Below are 21,665 nucleotides of genomic sequence, written 5' to 3'. Positions count from 1 at the left end.
CTCACCGTGGCCGGGCCGAAGCAGCCTCACGACGAGCGCCCGGATCACGCACAACGATGGCGCCAATATCAATGGCATCGGCCATTCTGCGATACCCGGCATCGCCCGGATGCAGATGGTCGCCCGAATCGAACGCGGCCTGCAAGCGCTGCGGTCGCGCTGGATCGCGCAGCACAGCGTCGAAGTCGACCACCGCATCGAACATGCCGGCGCCACGAATCCAGTCGTTCAAGCGCATGCGCAATGCCTCTTTCTGCGGGCTGTAATGCCCGGCAAACGGCGTTCCCTCCAGCGCCCCCTCGAACGGCGGCAGCGTACCAACCGTGATGCGGATGCCGTTGGCATGCGCGGTGGCCGCAAGCCGGCGAAAGCCCGCTGTCAATTCGTCGGGCGTGACCATCGGTTCAGCCGGCGCGAATGGACTGCCAGGCCAGCCGATATCGTTGATACCCAACAGGACAATCACGTCCGATACCCCGGGCTGCCCCAGCACATCCTGCCCAAATCGCGCCAGCGCGCTCTCGCCCATGCCATCTTTCAGCAGCCGCGCACCGGAAATACCGGCATTGGCCACGGCGATGCCATGCGGCGCCAGTCGGCGCGCAAGGAAATCGGGCCAGCGCTGATCCGCATCCGGCGTCGACCCATTGCCGTCGGTAATGGAGTCGCCCAGCGCCACCACCGTGCGGCCACCCGGTAATGCATCGACCAGTACGGCACTGAGAAACAAGCGCCCTTCCACCCGCGCCGCCTTCGAGAAATCGGCCGGCTGCATGGCGTTGCCGGCAGCGACGCTGATACGTTGCGACGCGCCCCAGTGGAACCCGGTGATGGCGGTGCGCCGTGGCAGATAGGTCGTGACGTGCAGCAGCGCCAGCGGCATAACGGGCAATGAGATCGGGTCACTCGTGACCGACGTGCCAGGCGGGATCATCACATGCCGCGCGCCTGCGAACGTCACCGCCCGCGTCATCACGCTGACCGCGCCGATGTCGAGCGGGACTTTGCCATAACGGTTGGTAAAGACCAGTTTGATGCGATCCCCGCCGGCACTGATGCGAACGTACTCACGTACGGTCTCATCCTCCAGAAATGCAGGGACGTTCATCGGCAAGACGAACGTGCTGTCCCAGCCGGGTTGGGACGCTGCATACCAGGACGTCACCCAGTTCGTTCGTACTTCTCCTGCATGCGCGTTGCCTGCGAGTGTGATTGCGATCCAGATCGCTGCGGTGTGAAAGTGATGGTTCATGGGATCCCTTGTTGGTGATGGGCCCACGGTAGGTCATTCGGATATCGGCAGGAAGATGGTAGATTGGAACATCACTCATTCGATTCGAGAATATATCGATGGATACCCTCCGGGCCATGCGCACATTTGTACGAACACTCGAGCTGGGCAGCTTGTCGGCGGCCGCACGCGATCTGGGGACCACGCAACCGACGGTCAGCAAGTTGCTGGCCCAGCTCGAGCAGCATCTGGCAGTGCGGCTGTTCCAGCGCAGCACCAGGGGCTTGTCGCCGACCGAACAGGGGCGGCAGTTCTATCTCGATGCCAGACTGGTGCTCGACGGATTCGATGCTGCCGTCGGTACTGTCCAGGGCATGGCAGGGCAACTGTCGGGCCTCCTGCGCATCAATGCGCCGGTCGGCCTGGGGCAGCTGCAGCTCAACGCGATCGTCGGGCGCTTTCTGGCGGCGCATCCCGGCGTGGAGATCGAACTGGTACTGGATGACCGCTACATCGACATGGTCGCCGAAGGCGTCGATATCGCTTTCCGGCTAGGTGGACCGCTGCCGCCGGATGTCACCGGCCGCCGCCTGGCCACGATCCCGCGCTTTCTGGCGGCCTCGCCCGCGTATCTGCAGCAACGCGGCGTTCCACGGCAGCCGGCCGACCTGGATGGCCACGACTTCGTGCGCTTTGCGTGGACACCCGGCACCACCATCGAACTGCATCGCGGCGATCAGGCGATCCAGGTCACGGTGCGCAGCCGGTACCGCGTCAATAACGCGCTGGCGATCCGTGACGCGATCGTGCTTGGCAGCGGCATTGCCGTTTGTCCTGACTGGCTGGTCCACGATCTGTTGTCGCGCGGTGCACTGGTGCAGGTGCTGCAAGGCTGGGCCGCCGGCCACCAGGATTTGTACGTGCTGACGCCGTCTCGCCGCTATCAGCCGCTGCGCGTGAAGACCTTCATCGACTTCACGGTGGAGCAATTCCGGCAGCTGGGCGGGTTTCATGTAGCGGTGCCAGCGCCGGCGGCAAGCGATCGGACGAACGCCCTCTTCACGTCGCCGCAGGCGCGATGAAGGCCGACAGGCGCACCTGCCCGAATTCACGCAGCAGGGTGCCAGCCGCCTGGGCCATGGCCACTTCGAGCGCCCCGTTGATTGCTTGTTCCTGCGGGCAGCCTGGATGATCGACATTCGCGCCGATTGCGAAGATCACGGGTTCTTCCAGGGCCTGATACACATCGAGCACCGTGATCGCGTCGGGATCGACCGCCAATACCCAGCCGCCATTGCGCCCGGACGTCGACGTCACATACCCTGCGGCGCGCAGTCCCCCCATCATCCGGCGCACGAGCACGGGATTGGTGTTGAGCATGACCGCAAGTTCCTCGGAACTCGTGGTGTTGGTGCGACCGTGAATATGGCTCAGGACGTGCAGCATGCGCGCCAGTCTGAAATCTGCTCTCATCGTTGTGATCCTCCTGACGCCATGATACCGAAACTTCAGGAGTATCGATATCACCGCCAGTTGAATGCAATTCGTCGAGTTTCAGTTTAGCGCACTGTCAATGCCCCTGCGTGTGGTAGCGCACCCAGCCTTCACCGCACATGCGCTATCCTCGAATCACACTACATCACGAAAGCAACCATGTCCCTGAATAACGCCGTCGTCTGGCTAGACCACACCAAAGCCCAAGTCATCCACTTCGACAAGAATGCGTCGGAATCCGAATCGATGAAAACCCATTCGACCCACCCGCATCCGCACCAGAAGCACGGCGACAACCATGTCAACGGCGATGACAACACGCTGTTCTACAAGGACATCGCCGCTGCACTGACCGACAGCGAGCAGATCCTGGTCGTGGGCCCGGCCGAAGAAAAGACCGCGTTCGTCTCCTACCTGACGAGCAAGATGCCGGCAATCGCCGACAAGATCAAGTCCGTCGAAACCGTGGATCATCCATCGGAAGGCCAGTTGCTGGCCTACGCACGCGAGCATTTCATCAGCAGCGGCGGCATGCAGTAATTCGCTGACAGTCTTTCAGCGCCAGCGCGCTACCAACCCGCTTGCCGTCATGGCATAGCGGGTTTTTTAACGCCTGCGCATAAAGCGCAACTTCAGCAGTATCAATTGAAGTAGATCGACTGCCAGACAGTCAGGCCGCACGACCCGCGCACATGGCCATCGCCATCAACTGCTGCTCGCGCATCAGGCGGTACGACATCGAGACCTCGCGCATCAGGCAGATGAAGCTGGTCGTCAGGGCCAGCATCGCGCCGATGAAACTGGCAGCAATCAGATGGACGAGCGGCAGGCCGGTGGCATCGCCGAGAAACAGCATGGCGATCACGAGACAGATCAGCAGGCCGCACAGCGTGCTGGCGGCAATGGCGATGTTGATCAGGTTGGAGCGGCGGTGCAGACCGCTCAGCGCAGCCACACACTCGGCATCGACGCACTTGATGGCGCGATCTTCCAACAAGCGCATCTGATCGATGATGCGGCCAAGCCGGTTGGTCAGTACGATCAGCAGGATGCTGACACCAGCCAGCAGGAATACGGGCGCAATTGCCAACTGAATGACCTGACCGATATCGCCGAGCTGGAAGTTCATTGCAACGCTGTCCGTGAGAAGGAAGATGGCAGGAGTGTAGCAGCAACAGAATGCAAAGCACGCGTGTCGAACAGACGCCGCGCCGACTGGATAGTGCATGACTGTGTGATGTGCCGAACAGGCGAAATCGCCCCTCGCCTGCTAGGATCAGATCGTTGCCATAAAAACACATCGCCATGCAGAATCCTGTTTCAACCGTCCCGGCACTGACCACCCTGCGCAGCAGCTTGACCAGCCTCGCCGGCATGCCCCCGATCGAGGCGCTGCGCGAACTCGTGCGCGCTGGCCATGCACACCTACCGCTGCCCGGCCACGGTGCGACGCTCGCCCGCTGGCAGGCGCTCGCCGCTGTTGGCGCGCATGACCTGCCCCTGGCGAAGGTGTTTGAAGGTCATACGGATGCGCTAGCCATCCTGCACGAAGCTCAGGCGCACGCGCTGGCCGACACTCCGCAAGCCACCTGGGGCACCTGGTGTGCGGAACCACCCGATGCGCGCCTGGCTCTGCTGGCTGTCGATCACGGCCATGTGCTGCGCGGCCGCAAGGCCTGGTGCTCTGGGGCGCATGGCGTCACACATGCGGTGGTGAGTTGCTGGGATGTGAATGGCGCCCCGATGCTGGCGGCGGTCGACCTGCGCCAGCCTGGCGTGCGCGTCACGGACGACGGCTGGAACGCGGTCGGCATGCGTGCCACGGCCAGTGTCGATGTCTGGTTCGATGATGCCGTGGCCATGCCGCTGGCAGGCCCGGGCTTCTATGTTGAGCGCCCTGGCTTCTGGCAAGGCGGCGCAGGCGTGGCTGCATGCTGGTTCGGCGCCGCCACGCGTCTGGCCGATGCGCTGCGTGAACGGCTGGCCGAGCGCAGCGACCCTCATCGCCTGGCCCAGTTGGGCGAGGTCTCGGTCGCACTGCAAGGCTGCGCCGCACTGATCCGCGAGGCCGCAGCAAGCATCGACAGCGCCCCGGGCGCGAATGCCATGCGCACGGCGATGACAGTCCGCCTAAGCGTCGAAGCGACGGCCAACACAGTCTTGCATGCCGTGGGCCGCGCACTGGGCGCGGGTCCACTGTGCAAGGATGGCGCGCTCGCGCAACTGTATGCGGACCTGCCGGTCTTCATGCGCCAGAGCCATGCGGAGCGCGACCTGGAAGCCGTCGGCAAGCTGGTCGCCTCCATGGAGGACGCGCCATGGACCTTGTGAACAGATCACGTCATATTGGTGGCACCGGCCCGGCAGCAGACGATTGGGCGCGCGACGCTGCGCTGGCCGCAGTTCCGCAGATCACGCTGGATGCGCTGATCCCGCCCGGCACGCGCGTCGTCGTGGTCGCGCCCCATCCCGATGACGAAATCCTGACCTGCGGCGCCCTGCTGCAACTGGTCGCAGCGCGCGGTAACGCGCCGCTGATCGTGGCCGTCACCGATGGCGAAGCCAGCCATCCCGGCTCGCCTGCGTGGCCGCCCGAACGCCTGCGCCAGGCACGGACCGATGAAACGGATGCCGCCCTGGCCCACCTGGGCATCGACGCCAGCCGCGTGCGACGCCTGCATATCCCGGACGGCGGCGTCACGGCGGCCGCGCCCGAACTCGAGCGCCAGCTGGCCGCGATCATCGCGCCGGGCGACATCGTCATCACCACCTGGCGCTTCGATGGCCACCCGGACCACGAATCGACGGCGCTGGCGTGCAGCGCCGTCGCCCGCCAGACCGGCGCCCGCGTGCTGCAGGCGCCGGTCTGGGGCTGGCACTGGAGTACGCCGGGCGACGATGCCATGCCCCTGGCGCAGGCGCGCAAACTGCCCGTGCCAGCCGACGCGCTGGCGCGCAAGCGCGCCGCCCTCGGGTGTTTCCACAGCCAGATCGAGGGCGACGCCAGCAGCGGCGCAGCGCCCATCCTGCCCGCGTTTGCCATGGAACGCGTCCTGCATCCTTTTGAAATTTACTTCCCTGACCATGCGTGACACACAACCCCTGGCCCATTTCGAAACCCTGTACGCCCAATCGGACGATCCGTGGGACGTGCGCGGCGCCTGGTATGAACAGCGCAAGCGCGCGATCCTGCTCGCCAGCCTGGGCAAGCCGCGTTACCGCAGCGCGTTCGAGCCGGGCTGCGGCAACGGCGAAATGAGCGTGGCGCTGGCCGAACGTTGCGACCGCCTGCTGGCGTGCGACGGCGCTGCCAGTGCACTGGACGCTGCACGGCGCCGCGTCCCCGACGCCGCCACGCGCGGGATCCGCTTCGAGACACGCCGCCTGCCGGCCGACTGGCCGCTGGACGACACGTTCGACCTGATCGTGCTCAGCGAACTGCTGTATTACTTCGACGAAGACGCGATTGCCTCGATGCTGGCGGGTGCTGCGGCCAACCTGGCACCGGACGGCGAACTCGTGCTGTGCCACTACCTGCACGACTTCGACGACCGCATCACGCCGACGGCCACGGTGCACGATCTCGCCGACGGACTGCCCGGACTGCGCCGCTCGCTGCACCATCGCGACGAGGCGTTCGTGCTCGACGTCTGGCGCCCGGTGGCGCCGCTACAGGGAGTACAGGGAGAACGCGCATGATCGGCGTCGCCATCCCTGCCCATAACGAAGAAGCGTGTCTCGGCGCCTGCCTGCAAGCCGTCCTGCGGGCAGCGACGCATCCGCAACTGGCCGGCGAACCAGTCATGGTATGCGTGGTGCTCGACGCCTGCGACGATGGCACGGCCGCGATCGTGCGCGAATGGCAGACGGCGTTTGCGCTGGCCGGTTGCCGGCTCGACGCACTGGAAATCGCCGCGCGCCAGGTCGGCAGCGCGCGTGCTGCCGGCGCGCTGCACCTGATCGCAGCCGAGGCGCGCTGGCTCGCGTTCACCGATGCCGACACGCGCGTCTCGCCGCAATGGCTGGCCGTGCAGGTCACACTGGGCGCCGACGTCGTCTGTGGTTCGGTGGCGGTCGACGACTGGTCGCCCCATGCGGACAAGGCGCAACTTCTGCGCGAGCATTTCGCCCGCACCTACCATGACCGCGAAGATCACCGTCACATTCACGGGGCGAACCTGGGTGTCTGCGCGCTGGCCTACCAGGCGGCCGGGGGTTTTGCCGCAGTGGCCTGCCATGAAGACGTGCTGCTGGTGCGGGCGCTCCAACTGTCGGGAGCCCGCTTTGCCTGGAGCGCGCTGCCGCGCGTGTTCACCAGCGCCAGACTGGATGCGCGGGCGCGCGGCGGATTTGGCGACACGCTGCTGGCCGTGACCTGCGAGATGGAAACCGCCCTGCCGACAACCTGAGTGTCGGCAAGGGGCGCGGTTGTCCGGTCAACGCAAATAATCAACGCAAACAATCAACGCAAATAAGCGTGTGCCGGGCTGCGCGTAACCCTGCGGCTCGCCTCGATGCGCATGCCATCCACCAGCAACTGCGCCGCCCAGCGGAACACCGTGTATTGACTGACGACGCCGCGCATCGCGCGCAGGCGCCGGGTCTGCTCATCCAGCGGCATGTCCAGCGCACGTTCAATGGCGCGCGCCATGCCGGCGATGTCACGCGGATCGACGATCAAAGCCTGGTGCAGTTCAGCGGCAGCGCCAGCCTGGCTGCTGAGCACCAGCGCGCCGCGCAGGTCGGTACGGGCCGCGACGAATTCCTTCGCCACCAGGTTCATCCCGTCATGCAGACTCGTGACCAGGCATACGTCGGCCGCGCGGTAACAGGCCGTCACGGTGGCGGCATCCGCGCTCTGCGCATGCAGCACGACCGGCTGCCAGTCATCCTTGCCAAAGCGTGCGTTGATCCGCTGCATAAGCGCGCCCACGTCGCGCGTGATCGTCTGGTAGGCGGCCAGCGCCGAGCGGCATGGCGCGCCGATCTGCAGCAGCGTTACCTGCCCGCGCAGGTCGGGCCGCCGCTCGAGCAGCAGTTCGAACGCCTGCAGGCGCTCGCTCAGGCCTTTCGTGTAATCCATGCGATCGACACCGACCAGCAATCGCACGCCGGGCGCGATGCCGAACTGGCTGCCCACCGCGTCACGCACGCCGGGCGTGGCCACGTCATCCCTCGCCGGCCACGCAATCGAGATCGGATAGGCGCCGGCGTGCGCCGCGCCGCGGCCCTGGGCCCCGGGAATGGCAGCGCGCGCCAGGCTGAAGTTGGTCAGATCGGCTGGCGTTTGCAGGCCCATCACGGTGCTGGCCAGCAAGCCCGCCATCATCTGCTGCGCCCATGGGAACGTGGCCAGTACCTGCGGGGTGGGGAACGGAATGTGCCAGAACAGGATGATGACGGCGTCCGGCAACTGCTCGCGCACCATCTGCGGCACCAGCGCCAGGTGGTAGTCCTGCACCAGCACCACCGGCCGCTCGCTCGAAGCTTCGGCAATCACGGCGTCGGCAAAGCGCCGGTTGACGGCCACGTAATGCGACCAGTCGTCAAGGCGGAAGGTCGGCGCGACGCCGGTGCGGTGGCACAGCGGCCATAGCGCCTCGTTGGCCAGGCCATCGTAGTAGCCGGCCACTTCGGCATCGCTGAGCCACAGGCGGCGCAGCCGATACGGCGCGTCGAGATGCTCGGGCAGGACGTGGTCGTTGGCGTCGACCGTGGCACGGTCGGCGGTGCCGCTGCCATGGGCGATCCAGCAGCCGCCTTCTTTGGACAGGACGGCTTCGAGCGCCGTCACCAGGCCGCCGGCGGGCCGCTGGGCATGAACGCCGTCACTCGTCTGCGAATGGACGCACGGTGCGCGGTTGGACACGACGATCAGGTCGTCGCCACAGCCAAGTTGGTCGATCAGGCGGGCCAGGTCGGCGCTGTCGCGCACGTCCTCGGGCAGCAAGGCTGTGGGGCGCGCGATCTTGCGGCGCTCGCCCGGAAAAGTTGGAAGGGGTAGAGGCGCCGGATTGCTGCGCATCCTCGTCGTGGGGGCGGAGTGGTATCGAGCTGTCATGGCAACAGCTTAAGATGTTAGCGTTCTCCGCTTCTGTTCGATGACGAACCCAACGTGGCTCAAACCGCCAACAGCAAGGTCAGGTAATGGTCGGCCAGCAGCGCGCCGAACAGCAGCGCCAGATACACGATCGACCAGGCAAATGCCTTGCGCGCAACCGCGTCGCTGTAATGCTTGTGGACCAACCAGCCATGACGCAGGAACACGGCGTTCAGCGCGCAGGCACAAGCAAGATAGAACAGCCCGCTCATGCCGACCGCCCATGGCAGCGCAGTCCCGATCGCCAGCGCCACGCTGTAGCGCCATACCTGCTGGCCGGTGTGGGCCATGCCGTGGGTGATCGGCAGCATCGGCAGGCCGGAGCGCGCGTAGTCGTCGCGCCGCGCCATCGCCAGTGCCCAGAAGTGCGGCGGCGTCCACAGGAAGATGATCAGCACCAGCAGCCAAGCCTCGAGCGGCACGCCATTGGCCACCGCCGCCCAGCCCAGGGCCGGCGGCATCGCACCAGCAAACCCGCCGATCACGATGTTCTGCGGCGTGGCCGGTTTCAGCAGCAAGGTATAGATGAAGGCGTAGCCGACAAACGTGGCCAGTGTCAGCCACATCGTCAGCGGATTGACCTGCGTGTACAGCAAGGCTGCGCCGACGCCGCCCAGCACCAGCGAAAACACGACCGTCTGGGCGGGCCCCAGGTCGCCGCGCGCGGTGGCCCGACGCGCCGTGCGGGTCATCCTTGCATCGATCTGCGCTTCCAGCAGACAATTGACGGCGAAGGCGGCACCGGCGAGCAACCAGATACCGGCGACGCTGTAGAGCAACACGGACCAGGCGGGCACGCCATCCGTGGCCAGCAGGCTGCCGATCACGGCGCAGAACACGGTCAGCAGCGTCACGCGAGGCTTGGTCAGCGCCCAGTACTGGCCGACGCGCTGCGCCAGGCCACCAGCGGGCGAGGCGCCAGCAACGACGCCAGTAGCGACATCAGGAATGGCCAGGGCGGCCGGCGGGATTTCGACAACTTTTGAATTCGACATGATCGGGCGACCGCTGCAGGCAGGTGGTCATTTCACAGAACCCGTCATGCTAGAGGAAAACGGCGGCACGACCAACGGGCAATTTGTCCTACTTGCCAAGCGAACTACATGCGCGCCGCCAGTAACACCGGTTCAGCGCACCTCTTTTGTGCGAGCAGCGCGCGCATCGACCCCGTGCTCATGACGTGGACCCAGGGCCGGCACCCGGTGCCGCAGGACAACTGCTTGCAGGCTGCACAGCGCCACGTAGGCCAGCAGCTCGACCAGTTCTTCGAAGACCTGTGACCGGGACGCGATCAGATCGATATGGCACGACATATGCCCCTCGGCGCAGGTCGAACCCACGGCGGCACCAAGCGCCACGAACAACAGCAGCCACGGCGCGCTGCGCACGAACGCCACGCGCACCACCTCATCGATGCGGTAATGCCAGGCGCTGTAGACAAGCCAGCCGATGAGCAATGCCGCGCCGGGCCAGACCAGCGGCTGGAACCACAGCGGCTCCGGCGGCAGCGCCCTGCCCGCCGCATCGAACCCGGGCACGGCGCGCCAGGCCCGGCCCCAACTGAGCTCACGGCCCGCCAGCAGCAACCAGACGGGCGCGGCCCACAGCGCCAGCATCGCCGTGCGTTCCGGGCGACGCCGCATGAAGACGACCACCGCCAGCACGAAGCCACTCAGCAAGACAAGCACCTGCAGGTTCTCCAGAACGCCCGCTTCACGGCCCCACGACACTGGCAGGAGCAGGCTAACGGGGTAACAGGCCACGAGTGCTGCCAGCAGCACCCACTGCGCCGGGCGCGCTTTCGCCCATAAAAATAATCGCCCCATCGTCTCTCCGCTTACAAAATTGTTGCCCGGTTGAACGGGCTAATTCGCAATTGTACGAATTGGCAGGTCGCGCACGATTGGTTTTTGGAGAAATGCGACGGGCCTGGACCGTATTTATTGGGGACGATCGGCGTGGAACTGTCACATCGGCGCAGATTCCTTGACACGTCTTGAACCGGTCGGTTACCTTATGGTCAATAATTGCCATAGAGCAATTATAACGATCCCGGTCGGTGTACATGGTCGGGGCATGCGGAAAGCAGTTGGAAGTTCACCCATCGACGTTCATACGAAGGAGTTTCACCATGGATCAACTGCCTCGCGGGCAGTCGTCACGCCGCATCCGCATGCCCGGCGTGCCACTTGCACCTATCCTGCTGCTCCCGCTACTGCTGGCGGGTTGCGGTGGCGGCACGACGGAGTCGCCTGTCGCCGTCATGCAGAACGCCAGCGCCAGCCTGTCCAGGACCGTGGCCGGCATGTTCGCCAGCACCGAGACGGCGCTGACTCCGGTCAGGGCCCAGGCCAGCTCGGCCGAGCGGGGCGATCTCGATGGCCAGGCAGCGATCGACCACGACAACACCACGCGCTGGGGCAGCCGCTTCACTGACGATGAATCGCTGACGCTCGACTACGGTGCGACGCAGACGATCACCCGTGTACGCATCGACTGGGAAGCCGCCCATGCGAGCGCCTATCTGTTGCAGGTGTCCGAAGACGGCAGCAGCTGGACCACGATCAAGAGCATCACCGACAGCGTCGGCGGCACGGAGGATCTCACGGGCCTGAATGGCAAAGGGCGCTACCTGCGCATGAAGGGCGTCAAGCGCGCCGGCCAATATGGCTATTCGATCCTCGAACTCCAGGCGTTTACCGGCACGCCGGCCGCACCGACGCCCAGCCCGAGCCAGCCGGCGCCGGAACTGCCCGTTGACCTGACCCGTCCCGGCGTCGCCATCAAGCCAGTCGCTGCGACGTCGTCGACGCCGGAGAATGGCGGCATGGCGGCCGGCATGGCCATCGACGGCAAGCCCGGCACGCGCTGGTCGAGCCGGCCCGAGGACGGCGCCTGGATCAACTTCGATTTCGGCGCGCCTGCCGCAATCGGCTACATGAAGCTGACCTGGGAACAATCGTACGGCAAGGTATACACGGTGCTCACGTCGAACGACGGCGTGGCATGGACGCAGTTGCGCCATGTCGGCACCGGCAAGGGTGGCGTCGAGGAATTCTTCAATCTGGGTTTTCGGGCCCGCTACCTGCGCCTGCAGGGTGTCGCGCGCGCCACGCAATACGGCTACTCGCTGTTTGAAGTCGAGTTCAAGACGCCGGGCAGCGACAACACGCTCCCCGATGCACCGACGTCGGCCGTGGCCTTCCCGCCCAATGGCGCCGCCCTGAGCCCGCTGCCGGGCACGGCCGAGCCGATCGAATCGCTGCAATTCACCCTTGCGGACGGCACGCTGGTGACGCGCTTCGGCGCCCGTGGCCTGGCCCGGCATGGCCGCGAGCGTGGCGAAGAGTGGAACGAGATCGGCTACGGCCCGAACGACACGATCGATCCGGCCAGCGGCCTGCCCGTTGACAAGGGCCCGGGCAACTACCTGACGTTTGTGCCGCAGTATCACAAGAACCGTACCTGGGGCGTCGAGATCATCGACAACAGCCGCGTCGCGGGCGTCACGCAACCGATGCTGGTCGTGAACCAGTACACGACGGTCGACTTCCTCAAGGGCGGCGTCGCGTTCTTCCGCCAGTTCGACGAGCCGTATTCGACCGGCTACGGCTGGATGCGGCCCGGCGAACTGGTCAATAACGATATCCCGATCTGCAAGCCGACGCCCTATCCGCAGAACAACCGGCTGGCCAGCGCCAACGGCATCAATGGCGGCTGCACCTTGCTGGTCAAGGATTATCCGGGCCACAGCGAGCTCAACAGCGACGGCTTCAAGACCGGCCGCAGCGTGCCGGGCCGACCGCTCGTCAAGGGCGACATCATCGAAGTCTCGCCGTCGTACTTCACGACGCGCGAGGCACTGGGCGCGCTGGGCGACACAGGCGGCATCCGCTACTACTCGCAGGAATGGAGCTATGTCGTCGGCCAGGGTCTGCGCCCATGGTACGGCGTGCAGCCGCGCCTGAACTCGGTGCCATTGCCGGACGACGTGCTGTCCGGCGGCCTCGGGTCGGTGTCGTACAACTACAGCGACAATGGCCTGTTCATGTTCCAGCAGCCGCACAACAACGTCGGCATGCAGAACATGCAGCGCTTCGTCGAAGGCCGGCGCCTGCTGCACACCAACTTCACCACCGGTGAGCACAATGAAGCGGGCAACGACCCGTATGCGGCGGCAGTGGGTCTGCAGGGCGGCCGCTTCAATCAGTCCGCCTGTATCGCCTGCCACGTCGGCAATGGCCGCAGCCCGGCCCCGGCGGCAATCAACCAGCGCCTCGATGGCATGGCGGTGCGCGTGGCGCGCGTTGGTCCGCAAGGCCAGCAACTGCCGCACCCGACCTACGGCACGACGGTGCAGATGAATGCGGTCTCCAGCAACGGCACCCCGCAGAACTGGGGCACCGGCGTGCGCGTGACCGGGTTCGACACCCGCGTGGTGCAACTGGCGGACGGCACGAACGTCGAACTGCGCAAGCCAAAAATCGCGTTCGATGGCCCGGTGCCGGAGACCGTCTCGCTGCGCGCGGCCCAGCCGATGATCGGCACCGGCCTGCTCGAGGCGATTCCGGAAGCCGACATCCTGGCGCGCGTGCGCTCGAGCCCGGACGGCGACGGCGTGCGCGGTACGGCCAACTTCGTGTTCGATCCCGAAACCGGCGCCGTGCGCCTGGGCCGCTTCGGCTGGAAAGCGTCGAAGGCCACGTTGCGCCACCAGGCGGCATCGGCGCTGCTGGCCGACATGGCGGTGACATCGCCCGTCTACCCGAGCCTTTCTTGCGACGCCAACCCGGCCGCATGCGCCACGGCGCCCCGCCAGCGCGGGATCTCGGAAGCGGAGCTGCAGTCAATCTCCAACTACCTGGCGCTGCTGGCCGTGCCGGCCCAGCGCAGCCTGGCCAGCGGGTTCCCGAAAGGCGTCGCGCCACTTGACGAGCACCGGGTCGACACGCGCCAGGTTGCCACGGGCCAGAAGCTGTTCGAGACGATGCGCTGCGTGGCCTGCCACACGGCGTCGATGAAGACCGGCGCAAAGCACCAGTTTGCGGAGCTGCGCGACCAGACCATCCGGCCGTACACGGACCTGCTGCTGCACGATATGGGTCCGGGACTGGCAGACAACTACGTCGAAGGCCAGGCCACCGGCAGCATGTGGCGTACCGCGCCGCTGTGGGGCATCGGTTACAGCGACAAGGTGATGGGCAAGGATGGCAAGGTCGGCTACCTGCACGATGGCCGCGCGCGCACGCTGAGCGAAGCGATCCTGTGGCACGAAGGCGAAGCCGCCGCCGCACGCAAGCGCTTCGAGAAGCTCGCGACAGTGGAACGCGAGGCGTTGCTGGCGTTCCTGCGCTCGCTGTGATGTTCGCTCTGCTGTAACGAAGGCGCCGGGTTCACAGCCCGGCGCTTTTTTTGCCTCGCATATTCTGCACTGTAAAAGCGGGGGTCATGTAAAAGCGGGGGTCAGGTCTGACATTCGGACACGAACTCGACAGCCGGATAGTCGAAACTAGCTGGCACCGGGCTATGCTAAGGCTGGTCGATACACCATTGGACGTGGCTCAGGCTGAGGCCGTGTCTGAATGTCAGACCTGACCCCGGCTGTGTGTGCACCGAGCAGATGGCTAAGCAGTGCTGACGCCGCAGCCAGAAAGAGCCGCGATGATCCTTACCTGGACGCGCAGGCTTAGAACACCAGCATGCGCCAGCCGGGCGCGCTGCCCTGCTCGACGAACGTCACCATGCCCTCGACGCCGGCACATTGCGGCGACAGCGCAGCCAAGTCTGCACCCAGGGCGCTAAGCGCCTGGCTGCAGGCGCGGATCTCGACGCCCAGGTCAACCGTGGCGTCTAGATGCCGCCCGACCGTCCAGCGGTCATCGCCGAAGCCGGTCAGGCGCGCGCTGTGTTCGCGCAGCAGCCAGGCGACCGACTGATTGGTGAATAACATCTTCACAGGCATGTCGAGCGCCGCTGCGGCCTGCGCCGTCATGAACGGCGTCGTCAGTGCCTCGGGCCGGGTCAGATCGCACGACCAGACCATGATCGCCAGACCCGCCTGTGCTGGATTCACGGCTTGATCCAGTCATCGACCGGCTCGAGGCGCATGCGCCGCTCGGCCTGTTCAACGAGGTCGGCGCCATGTGCCAGCTGCGCGCGGTCGCGCTCCCAGTCGCTGGCCTGGATCACGGAAATCCAGCCGGCGCCGTACGGGTCCTGGTGGATCAGCTCCGGCGTTTCTTCGAGCGCCGTGTTGATTTCGACGATCATGCCGGACACTGGCGTCTTGATCGTCACGACCGTCTTGCTCAGCTCTACGACACCCATCGTCTTGCCCTGCTCGACCTCATTACCCACCGGCTTGGGGCGGCACATGTAGAAATGGTTGCCGCTGATCTGCACACCGAATGCGCTCACGCCCACCTGCATGCGGCCGTCATCCAGCGGGCGGCACCACATATCGTTGTCGAGGTCGAAATAGCAGTCGTCCGGATAGTCGAAGCCGAGGATGATCATAGGATTGTGTCAAACAGAAAGAATGGCGGAAGGATGCGGGAGTCGAACCCACCCGGCGACGCATGGCGCCACCAACTGGGTTTGAAGCCCAGCCGCCCCACCAGGGACGATTTCCTTCCGTTGAGCCGCGATTTTACCTTGTCCGGAAAAATTGCGTCAGGCTCACGGTGATTTCTCGGAAAACAGCAACGTTCCCGGCCGCAGCAGGTGCACATCACCCACGCGGCGCAGCAATCCGATGCGATCAAAGAACTCCAGGATCTGGATCGCGCGCTTGCGCCCCAGGCCCGTCAGGTCGCGGAACCGTGCCGCCGTGACCTGGCCACCGGCCTCTTCCGCGGCGAGCTTCCTCGCCAGCGCCGCCAGCTCATGCATCACGGCCGGATGATAAAACAGGTCCTTGACCACCTGATACACGTCGCCGCCGCGCGCCATGCGGCCGAGTACCTGGCGCACCTGCGCTTCGGGCAACCGGGCCTGCAACGCGATATCGCGTACCCACGGCGGATCGAAGCGCCCTTCACGCAGCATCGGCAGCGCGTGCTCGGCCACGATCTGCTCGGCAGCGCGCAAGGCGACGCCGTGCTCCGGCAAATGCAGAAAGCCATTCCGGCGGGCGAGCACGCCGGCCTCGATCATGTGGCCCGTGAGTTGCAGCCACAGCGCCTCGGGCATGCGCGGCGCCGCCAGACGGCGCGCGCGCTGCACGTCGGGACCGATTTCATCCGGGTACTTATCGTGGAAGTCGCGCAAGGCCGCCAGCAGGCCGGCCTGGGCTTCGTCCAGGCGCGCGCGGGCGATCAGCCACTCGCCGCCAGCACCGACGACGATGTCGGGAACGCTGGCCAGGTCGAACGGCCAGCGCGCCAGGCCGCTGCTGCGCAGCCAGGTGGCGCCATTGACGCCGTACTGCGCCTGTGCCAGCGCGCCCAGCAGGCGCGTCTGCGGATCAATGGCGCGCTGCGTGTCCAGATAGGCCAGGCGCTCGGGCGTCTGGCGATAACGAATGGGGCCCAGCGGATCGAGCACCTGGCCACCGGCCACCGTGCGCACCGCCGACGCGTCGCGCAGGATGAAACGGTCGCCATGCCAGACATTGGCCGGCTTGTGCAGCACGAGCTGGGCCGGCGCGCCGGCGCCCGGGGCGATCGACGGCTGGCCCAGCACGGCCACCGTCGCCAGACAATCCTGCGTCGCTGCGTGCAGATGTACGAGCGTGCCCGAGCGCAGTGGCTTGTCTTCGGTGGTGGCCACCTGCAGCCAGACGTCAATCCGCTGCGTGGAGAGCGCAATGGCCGGGTCGCACAGCACCTGGCCGCGCAGTTCGTCCGTGCGTTCCAGGCCCGCCAGGCCCACGGCGCAGCGCTGGCCCGCCTGCGCCGCCTGGGCCGCGCGGCTGTGCACCTGCAGGCTGCGCACGCGGTACGTGTCGTCGGGCGTGGACGCCAGCGACAACGCGTCGCCGATCGTCACGCCGCCCGCCGAAACGCTGCCAGCGACCACAGTGCCGACGCCATCCAGCGTGAAGGCACGGTCCAGGCCCATGCGGAAACCCGCGCCCTCCACGCCGTCGCCCGGCGCATCGGCCAGCGCGTCGACCAGATCCGCGCGCAAGGCATCGATGCCGTCACCGCGCACGCTGGAGACGTGCAGCACCGGATACTCATCCAGCCCGCTGCTCGCAAGCAGTGCGCGTACGCGGGCTTCGGTCTCGGCGACGCGCGCCGGATCGACGCGGTCGATCTTGGTGATTACGGCCGCGCCACGGCGAACGCCCAGCAGCGACAGGATGGTCGCATGCTCGATCGTTTGCGGCATCGGTCCGTCGTCCGCGGCGATGAGCAGCAAGCCGAAGTCGATGCCGCTGGCGCCGGCCACCATCGTGCGCACCAGCTTTTCGTGGCCCGGCACGTCGACGAAGCCGATGCGGCGCCCGTCTTCCAGCGACATCCAGGCGTAACCGAGTTCAATGGTGATGCCGCGCCGTTTTTCTTCGGGCAGCCGGTCGGCGTCGATGCCCGTCAGCGCGCGCACCAGCGCTGTCTTGCCGTGGTCGATGTGGCCTGCAGTGCCGACAATCATGGGGCTTCTCCGATGATGGCCAGGCGCAGGCCAGCCAATTGATTGATGACTTCGCTTGGATCGTCGACGCAGCGGCAGTCGAGCAGCACCCGGTCGTCGGCAATGCGGCCGATGATCGGCGCCGGCAGGCCGCGCAGGGCGTCCGACAGCGCGTCGAGCGCCGTGCCCATGCCACGTTTGCCGGACAGGACAGGCGCGATCGCCAGCCCGCACGATGGCAGGCGGTCGATCGGCAGCGAGCCCGAGCCGATTTGGCTCAGCATCGGTTCGAGCGTAACGGTATAGCGCGGCGCCAGCGCGGCGCGCAGCGGTTCCAGGATCGCATTTGCGGCCACGGCCACCTGCTCCTGCGTGCGGGTCAGCCAGCGAAGCGTCGGCAATTCGCGCACGAGCAGTTCGGGCTGGAGGTACAGCTGCAAGGTCGCTTCCAGCGCCGCCAGAGGCAGCTTGGACAGGCGCAGCGCGCGCTTCATGGGGAATTTGCGGATACGCCCGATGTGTTCGCGCGTGCCGACGATCAGGCCCGCCTGCGGCCCGCCCAGCAATTTGTCGCCCGAGAACATGACCACGTCGCAGCCGTCCGCCAGCATCTGCTGCGGCGTCGGTTCCTGCGGCAAGCCGTACTTGCCCATGTCGATCAGCGAGCCGCTGCCCAGGTCCGACACGAGCGCCACGCCGCGGGCACGGGCCAGCGGCGCCAGTTCGGCCTCGCTCACCGCACTGGTAAAGCCCTGCACCATATAGTTGCTGGTATGGACCTTGATCAGCATTGCCGTGCGCTCGGTGATCGCGCGCTCGTAGTCCGCCAGGTGCGTGCGGTTGGTGGTGCCGACTTCGACCATGCGCGCGCCGGCGCTGTCCATCACGTCCGGCATGCGGAACGCGCCGCCGATTTCCACCAGTTCGCCGCGCGAGATGATTGCTTCGCGCCCGCCGCTCAGGGCGGCCAGCGACAGCAGCACCGCCGCGGCATTGTTGTTGACCACCGTCGCCGCTTCGGCGCCGGTGATTTCGCACAGCAGGCCTTCGACGATGCTGTCGCGATCGCCCCGTGAGCCGGTGTCGAGGTTGTATTCTAGATTGTTCGGGCCGGCCATCATGGCCGTGAGGTGGCGGATCGCCACATCCGGCAGCACGGAGCGGCCCAGATTGGTATGAATGACCGTGCCGGTCAGGTTGATCACGCGGCGCATGCGCGGCGCGATCCGGCCAGCGATGCGCTCGGCCAGCGCCCCGCCCAGCGCATCGGGTGTCACGGCGCTTGCCGCGAGCACGCCGGCCAGCGCTTGCGCGCGCAGGTCATCGACCAGCGCGCGTGCCTGCCCGGCGACCAGCGTGTGGCCGTGGACAGACAGCTGCGCCTGCACCGATGGCAAACGCAGCAGTTTATCGATCGAAGGCAGCTCCTTGACTGTCGCCTTCGAGCCGTGGACCACGGACTCGCTGAGCGACATGATCAATTACTCCGGTTCGATGGTGGTGCGATGGCCGGTTCGCTTGGTGCTTCCTCACCGCCAGACAGCAGCAGCAGGTTGACGCCATGCGCCTCGTAGCCCGCTTCGGACACCAGGATGTCCAGCGTCAGCGAGGCCAGGTCGTCGGCCACCGGATCGACATTGAGCTCGCGCTCCATGCGCACGATCTTGATGTAGTGATGACACTCGTCGCACGTTTCGGCCTGTACTGATGCCTGCGACGCATCCTGCACCGCGCCATCCGTGGCCAGCGCCTCGAGTGAATGGTAGTGAATGCCCTTGGTGCTTTCGCAGTGGCTGCACTTGACCCGCACCATGTGCCACTGCGCCGAACACAGCGAGCAGTGCAGATAGCGGAAGTTGCTGCCGGTCTGGTCGACGCGCGTGATCGACGATGTCGGCAGACTGCCGCAGCAAGGGCAGGTCGTCATGTCGAGCGTGCGGCCGTACGGCTGTTGGCGCGCGGCGCCATACGCTTCCTGGATCGCCAGGACCATGTTCGTCCAGTACACCTGCAGACCGGCCGCCACCAGCGGTGCGGCGCTCATGTCCAGACCCGCTGCGCCCTGCAGCAGCAGTTCGGCCTGGCCTTCGAGATGGTCGTCACCGGCGGCCAGCAGGGCCTGCACGGCGGCTTGCGCCGGGCTGCCCGCCAGACGCGGGGCCAAGAGCTCCAGCATGCGGCGCATTGCGCTGCGCCAGACCGGATCGCGCGGCCACAGCGGCGCCGGGACCGGTGCCTGGGCGGCGCGCGCGGCGGCGGCCAGGTCGTCCAGCGTCGGCAGCGTGACGGTCGGGTAATCCTGCAGCACTTCGTGCTGCACGGCGGCCAGTTCGGCGGCAAACAGCAAGAAATCGTGCATCGCGTGCCCCGGCGCCAATTGGCGCAGACGGGTGGCACGGGCGGAGAACAACTCGCGGCGCACCGGGAGTTGGATATACGGCATTTGCTCGCCAGCCCGGACAGCGATTTCTTCGGGGCTGAGCAGCTTGGTGGATTTGGTAATGCTCATGGAAAGGATGCTTCCTATTGAATTCTTGCAACGGCAATACGGTTCAAGCTGCCAAAGAACGTCGTTCCCGCGGAGGCGGGAACCCAAGTGTGTCGGCGAATCGAACCGCATGCACACTGAGGTTCCCGCCTGCGCGGGAACGACGGTTTTGAAGCTGACTCAGAAGAGCAACAATACTACGTTAGCGCTTGTTGCGCTTGGCGTCCTCTGCCACTTCCTTGTACCACAGCGGGTGGTGCGACTTGGCCCAGTCCTCGTGCACCGTGCCACGGGTCATGGCGCGGAACGAGCCCTTGACCCAGATGGCGGCGTACACGTGCATGATCACGCTCAGCACCAGTGCCAGGGCCGAAGCCGCGTGCACCAGCATCGCGAAACGACGCAGCGGAATCGGGAAGAAGTCCGCGAACCATGGTTGCCAGAACATGAAGCCGGTGATGAGCAGCAGCACCAGGCTCACGGCAAAGATCCAGAACACGGCTTTCTGGCCCGCATTGTACTTGTGTACAGGCGGCATCGCGTGCTCGTTACCCTTGAGGAGTTCCGGCGCCTTCTTGACCCAGGCCGTATCGGTCTTGGTCCAGAAGTTGTCACGTACGACGGCGAAGAACAGGAACACGAAACCCAGCACCATCAGCAAGCCGAAGAACGGATGCAGGATGCGGGTCCACTGCCCACCGCCGAAGAACACACTGAAGAAGAACATCGACGGATGGAACAAGGCAAGGCCAGTCAATCCGGCGCAGATGAACAACAGGGCCACGGCCCAGTGGTTCATGCGCGTCATGTCGCGATAGCGAGTGATAAACATGGTCTTCTCCTTATACCCGTTCGTCGTCGCGCTGGTCGGGACCAGGCGTCGGCTGAACATCGGGTTCGTCGTGGTGCGTCTCGATCGGGCCGACCTTCATGTAGTGGAAGAAGCCGGCAACAGCAGCACCGACCATCGCAGCCACACCCAACGGCTTGGCGATACCCTTCCACAGCGCCACGGTCGGGCTGATGGTCGGGTTCTCGGGCAGGCCGGCATACAGGTTCGGCTTGTCCGCGTGCTGCAGCACGTACATCACGTGCGTGCCGCCCACACCAGCCGGGTTGTACAAACCGGCGTTCTGGTAACCACGTTCCTTCAGGTCGATCACGCGGTCACCCGCGTATTCGATCATGTCTTCCTTGGTGCCGAAACGGATGGCGCCAGTTGGACAGATCTTCACGCAGGCCGGTTCCATGTTCACTGCAACGCGGTCAGCGCACAGTGAGCATTTGTAGGCCTTCGAGTCCACCTTGCTGATGCGTGGCACGTCGAACGGGCAACCGGCAACGCAATAGCCACAACCGATGCAGTTCTCGCTGATGAAGTCAACGATACCGTTCGTGTACTTGACGATCGCGCCCGGCGCCGGGCAGGCCTTCAGGCAGCCTGGCTCGTCGCAGTGCATGCAGCCGTCCTTGCGGATCAGCCACTCCAGGCGATCGCCCTCTTCCTCGGACTTGGTCACGACTTCCGAGAACTTCATGACGGTCCACGACTGTGGCGTCAGGTCGATCGGGTTGTCGTAGGTACCGTGGTTTTCGCCGATTTCATCGCGCAGATCGTTCCACTGCATGCACGCCACCTGGCATGCCTTGCAGCCGATGCAGCTGGACACGTCGATCAGCTTGGCAACTTCCGGCTTGTGCGTACGGGCCACCGGCGACTGCGTAGTGGTTGCCGAACGCGCCGCAATATCGAGAGATTGTAATGAAGACATTGT

The 21,665-nt window shown here is 65.7% G+C and carries 20 protein-coding genes and 1 tRNA gene; 7 read left to right on the top strand and 14 right to left on the bottom strand.

The annotated features are described in order from the left end of the window. Position 1 precedes the first annotated feature (1 nt). Positions 2 to 1,252, bottom strand: a complete 1,251-nt coding sequence (locus AC1MGT_RS22755) for an SGNH/GDSL hydrolase family protein (protein WP_499502227.1) — start codon at positions 1,250 to 1,252, stop codon at positions 2 to 4. Between the two features lie 116 nt (positions 1,253 to 1,368). Between AC1MGT_RS22755 and AC1MGT_RS22750 the strand changes: the two genes are divergently transcribed. Further along, positions 1,369 to 2,313 carry a LysR family transcriptional regulator gene (locus tag AC1MGT_RS22750; protein WP_499502226.1) on the top strand — a complete coding sequence of 315 codons (945 nt, stop codon included), beginning with the start codon at positions 1,369 to 1,371 and terminating at the stop codon, positions 2,311 to 2,313. Here the strand turns inward: AC1MGT_RS22750 and AC1MGT_RS22745 are convergent. Next, the gene (locus AC1MGT_RS22745; protein WP_499502225.1) at positions 2,291 to 2,704 is read right to left on the bottom strand and encodes an Rrf2 family transcriptional regulator; all 414 of its coding nucleotides are present in this window, start codon (positions 2,702 to 2,704) and stop codon (positions 2,291 to 2,293) included. The genes AC1MGT_RS22750 and AC1MGT_RS22745 overlap by 23 nt on opposite strands. Before the next feature lie 180 nt (positions 2,705 to 2,884). Here AC1MGT_RS22745 and AC1MGT_RS22740 point away from each other — a divergent pair, with 180 nt between their 5' ends. Further along, a complete protein-coding gene (locus tag AC1MGT_RS22740; RefSeq protein ID WP_332532083.1) occupies positions 2,885 to 3,265 on the top strand; it encodes a translational machinery protein in 381 nt (126 codons plus the stop codon). A gap of 130 nt (positions 3,266 to 3,395) precedes the next feature. Here the strand turns inward: AC1MGT_RS22740 and AC1MGT_RS22735 are convergent, their stop codons facing one another. Then, positions 3,396 to 3,854, bottom strand: coding sequence for a DUF2721 domain-containing protein (locus tag AC1MGT_RS22735; protein ID WP_499502224.1), 459 nt, complete (start codon positions 3,852 to 3,854; stop codon positions 3,396 to 3,398). Positions 3,855 to 4,030: 176 nt separating this feature from the next. Here AC1MGT_RS22735 and AC1MGT_RS22730 point away from each other — a divergent pair, with 176 nt between their 5' ends. From AC1MGT_RS22730 to AC1MGT_RS22715, 4 genes are read left to right on the top strand one after another with little or no spacing between them, the layout of a single operon-like run. Further along, positions 4,031 to 5,056 (top strand): acyl-CoA dehydrogenase family protein, encoded by a 1,026-nt coding sequence (locus AC1MGT_RS22730; RefSeq protein ID WP_499502223.1) that lies wholly within the window; start codon positions 4,031 to 4,033, stop codon positions 5,054 to 5,056. Then, on the top strand, positions 5,044 to 5,817 hold the full coding sequence (locus tag AC1MGT_RS22725; protein ID WP_499502222.1) for a PIG-L deacetylase family protein: 774 nt from the start codon (positions 5,044 to 5,046) through the stop codon (positions 5,815 to 5,817). Before AC1MGT_RS22730 ends, AC1MGT_RS22725 begins: the two co-directional genes overlap by 13 nt. Continuing rightward, a complete protein-coding gene (locus AC1MGT_RS22720) occupies positions 5,810 to 6,424 on the top strand; it encodes a class I SAM-dependent DNA methyltransferase (RefSeq protein ID WP_499502220.1) in 615 nt (204 codons plus the stop codon). Before AC1MGT_RS22725 ends, AC1MGT_RS22720 begins: the two co-directional genes overlap by 8 nt. Continuing rightward, complete coding sequence (locus AC1MGT_RS22715; protein ID WP_499502219.1) at positions 6,421 to 7,134, top strand: glycosyltransferase family 2 protein; 714 nt, start codon at positions 6,421 to 6,423, stop codon at positions 7,132 to 7,134. Before AC1MGT_RS22720 ends, AC1MGT_RS22715 begins: the two co-directional genes overlap by 4 nt. Positions 7,135 to 7,187: 53 nt before the next feature. On the opposite strand, the gene AC1MGT_RS22710 is transcribed toward AC1MGT_RS22715, so the two are convergent. From AC1MGT_RS22710 to AC1MGT_RS22700, 3 genes are all read right to left on the bottom strand, one after another. Then, positions 7,188 to 8,750 carry an alpha,alpha-trehalose-phosphate synthase (UDP-forming) gene (locus AC1MGT_RS22710; RefSeq protein ID WP_499502218.1) on the bottom strand — a complete coding sequence of 521 codons (1,563 nt, stop codon included), beginning with the start codon at positions 8,748 to 8,750 and terminating at the stop codon, positions 7,188 to 7,190. 95 nt (positions 8,751 to 8,845) lie between these two features. Continuing rightward, positions 8,846 to 9,820, bottom strand: coding sequence for a heme o synthase (cyoE, locus tag AC1MGT_RS22705; protein ID WP_499502216.1), 975 nt, complete (start codon positions 9,818 to 9,820; stop codon positions 8,846 to 8,848). A 132-nt stretch (positions 9,821 to 9,952) separates the two neighbouring features. Further along, a complete protein-coding gene (locus AC1MGT_RS22700) occupies positions 9,953 to 10,651 on the bottom strand; it encodes a hypothetical protein (RefSeq protein ID WP_499502215.1) in 699 nt (232 codons plus the stop codon). A gap of 305 nt (positions 10,652 to 10,956) precedes the next feature. On the opposite strand from AC1MGT_RS22700, the gene AC1MGT_RS22695 reads away from it, so the two are divergent. Continuing rightward, on the top strand, positions 10,957 to 14,187 hold the full coding sequence (locus AC1MGT_RS22695; RefSeq protein WP_499502214.1) for a di-heme oxidoredictase family protein: 3,231 nt from the start codon (positions 10,957 to 10,959) through the stop codon (positions 14,185 to 14,187). A gap of 324 nt (positions 14,188 to 14,511) precedes the next feature. Here the strand turns inward: AC1MGT_RS22695 and AC1MGT_RS22690 are convergent, their stop codons facing one another. The 8 genes from AC1MGT_RS22690 to fdxH form a co-directional block, all read right to left on the bottom strand. Continuing rightward, entirely contained in the window at positions 14,512 to 14,898 is a 387-nt protein-coding gene (locus tag AC1MGT_RS22690; protein WP_499502213.1) for a DsrE family protein, read from the bottom strand. Then, on the bottom strand, positions 14,895 to 15,341 hold the full coding sequence (locus AC1MGT_RS22685) for a glycine cleavage system protein H (protein WP_499502212.1): 447 nt from the start codon (positions 15,339 to 15,341) through the stop codon (positions 14,895 to 14,897). The genes AC1MGT_RS22690 and AC1MGT_RS22685 overlap by 4 nt, the downstream gene beginning before the upstream one ends. 23 nt (positions 15,342 to 15,364) lie before the next feature. Beyond that, positions 15,365 to 15,460, bottom strand: a tRNA-Sec gene (locus tag AC1MGT_RS22680). A gap of 43 nt (positions 15,461 to 15,503) precedes the next feature. Next, a complete protein-coding gene (gene selB / locus AC1MGT_RS22675; RefSeq protein WP_499502211.1) occupies positions 15,504 to 17,423 on the bottom strand; it encodes a selenocysteine-specific translation elongation factor in 1,920 nt (639 codons plus the stop codon). Then, positions 17,420 to 18,877, bottom strand: a complete 1,458-nt coding sequence (gene selA, locus AC1MGT_RS22670; RefSeq protein ID WP_499502210.1) for an L-seryl-tRNA(Sec) selenium transferase — start codon at positions 18,875 to 18,877, stop codon at positions 17,420 to 17,422. The genes selB and selA overlap by 4 nt, the downstream gene beginning before the upstream one ends. Before the next feature lie 2 nt (positions 18,878 to 18,879). Then, on the bottom strand, positions 18,880 to 19,911 hold the full coding sequence (gene fdhE, locus AC1MGT_RS22665; RefSeq protein WP_499502209.1) for a formate dehydrogenase accessory protein FdhE: 1,032 nt from the start codon (positions 19,909 to 19,911) through the stop codon (positions 18,880 to 18,882). A gap of 181 nt (positions 19,912 to 20,092) precedes the next feature. Continuing rightward, positions 20,093 to 20,722 carry a formate dehydrogenase subunit gamma gene (locus AC1MGT_RS22660; protein ID WP_258834163.1) on the bottom strand — a complete coding sequence of 210 codons (630 nt, stop codon included), beginning with the start codon at positions 20,720 to 20,722 and terminating at the stop codon, positions 20,093 to 20,095. Between the two features lie 10 nt (positions 20,723 to 20,732). Next, a complete protein-coding gene (gene fdxH, locus AC1MGT_RS22655; RefSeq protein ID WP_499502208.1) occupies positions 20,733 to 21,662 on the bottom strand; it encodes a formate dehydrogenase subunit beta in 930 nt (309 codons plus the stop codon). Positions 21,663 to 21,665 lie beyond the last annotated feature (3 nt).

It is taken from the genome of Telluria sp. BA11, assembly GCF_056680305.1.
The sequence above is the reverse complement of the archived record's forward strand: the minus strand, read 5'-3'. Positions and strand labels throughout refer to the sequence as shown.

Excerpts from the sequence above, each read along its gene's own strand:
- AC1MGT_RS22700 (WP_499502215.1), bottom strand. The coding sequence starts at position 10,651 with ATGGGGCGATTATTTTTATGGGCGAAAGCGCGCCCGGCGCAGTGGGTG.
- AC1MGT_RS22730 (WP_499502223.1), top strand. The coding sequence starts at position 4,031 with ATGCAGAATCCTGTTTCAACCGTCCCGGCACTGACCACCCTGCGCAGC.
- AC1MGT_RS22755 (WP_499502227.1), bottom strand. The coding sequence starts at position 1,252 with ATGAACCATCACTTTCACACCGCAGCGATCTGGATCGCAATCACACTC.
- cyoE (WP_499502216.1), bottom strand. The coding sequence starts at position 9,820 with ATGTCGAATTCAAAAGTTGTCGAAATCCCGCCGGCCGCCCTGGCCATT.
- AC1MGT_RS22725 (WP_499502222.1), top strand. The coding sequence starts at position 5,044 with ATGGACCTTGTGAACAGATCACGTCATATTGGTGGCACCGGCCCGGCA.
- selA (WP_499502210.1), bottom strand. The coding sequence starts at position 18,877 with ATGTCGCTCAGCGAGTCCGTGGTCCACGGCTCGAAGGCGACAGTCAAG.
- AC1MGT_RS22660 (WP_258834163.1), bottom strand. The coding sequence starts at position 20,722 with ATGTTTATCACTCGCTATCGCGACATGACGCGCATGAACCACTGGGCC.
- AC1MGT_RS22695 (WP_499502214.1), top strand. The coding sequence starts at position 10,957 with ATGGATCAACTGCCTCGCGGGCAGTCGTCACGCCGCATCCGCATGCCC.
- fdxH (WP_499502208.1), bottom strand. The coding sequence starts at position 21,662 with ATGTCTTCATTACAATCTCTCGATATTGCGGCGCGTTCGGCAACCACT.
- AC1MGT_RS22740 (WP_332532083.1), top strand. The coding sequence starts at position 2,885 with ATGTCCCTGAATAACGCCGTCGTCTGGCTAGACCACACCAAAGCCCAA.
- AC1MGT_RS22750 (WP_499502226.1), top strand. The coding sequence starts at position 1,369 with ATGCGCACATTTGTACGAACACTCGAGCTGGGCAGCTTGTCGGCGGCC.
- AC1MGT_RS22710 (WP_499502218.1), bottom strand. The coding sequence starts at position 8,750 with ATGCGCAGCAATCCGGCGCCTCTACCCCTTCCAACTTTTCCGGGCGAG.
- AC1MGT_RS22715 (WP_499502219.1), top strand. The coding sequence starts at position 6,421 with ATGATCGGCGTCGCCATCCCTGCCCATAACGAAGAAGCGTGTCTCGGC.
- fdhE (WP_499502209.1), bottom strand. The coding sequence starts at position 19,911 with ATGAGCATTACCAAATCCACCAAGCTGCTCAGCCCCGAAGAAATCGCT.
- AC1MGT_RS22735 (WP_499502224.1), bottom strand. The coding sequence starts at position 3,854 with ATGAACTTCCAGCTCGGCGATATCGGTCAGGTCATTCAGTTGGCAATT.
- selB (WP_499502211.1), bottom strand. The coding sequence starts at position 17,423 with ATGATTGTCGGCACTGCAGGCCACATCGACCACGGCAAGACAGCGCTG.
- AC1MGT_RS22685 (WP_499502212.1), bottom strand. The coding sequence starts at position 15,341 with ATGATCATCCTCGGCTTCGACTATCCGGACGACTGCTATTTCGACCTC.
- AC1MGT_RS22745 (WP_499502225.1), bottom strand. The coding sequence starts at position 2,704 with ATGAGAGCAGATTTCAGACTGGCGCGCATGCTGCACGTCCTGAGCCAT.
- AC1MGT_RS22720 (WP_499502220.1), top strand. The coding sequence starts at position 5,810 with ATGCGTGACACACAACCCCTGGCCCATTTCGAAACCCTGTACGCCCAA.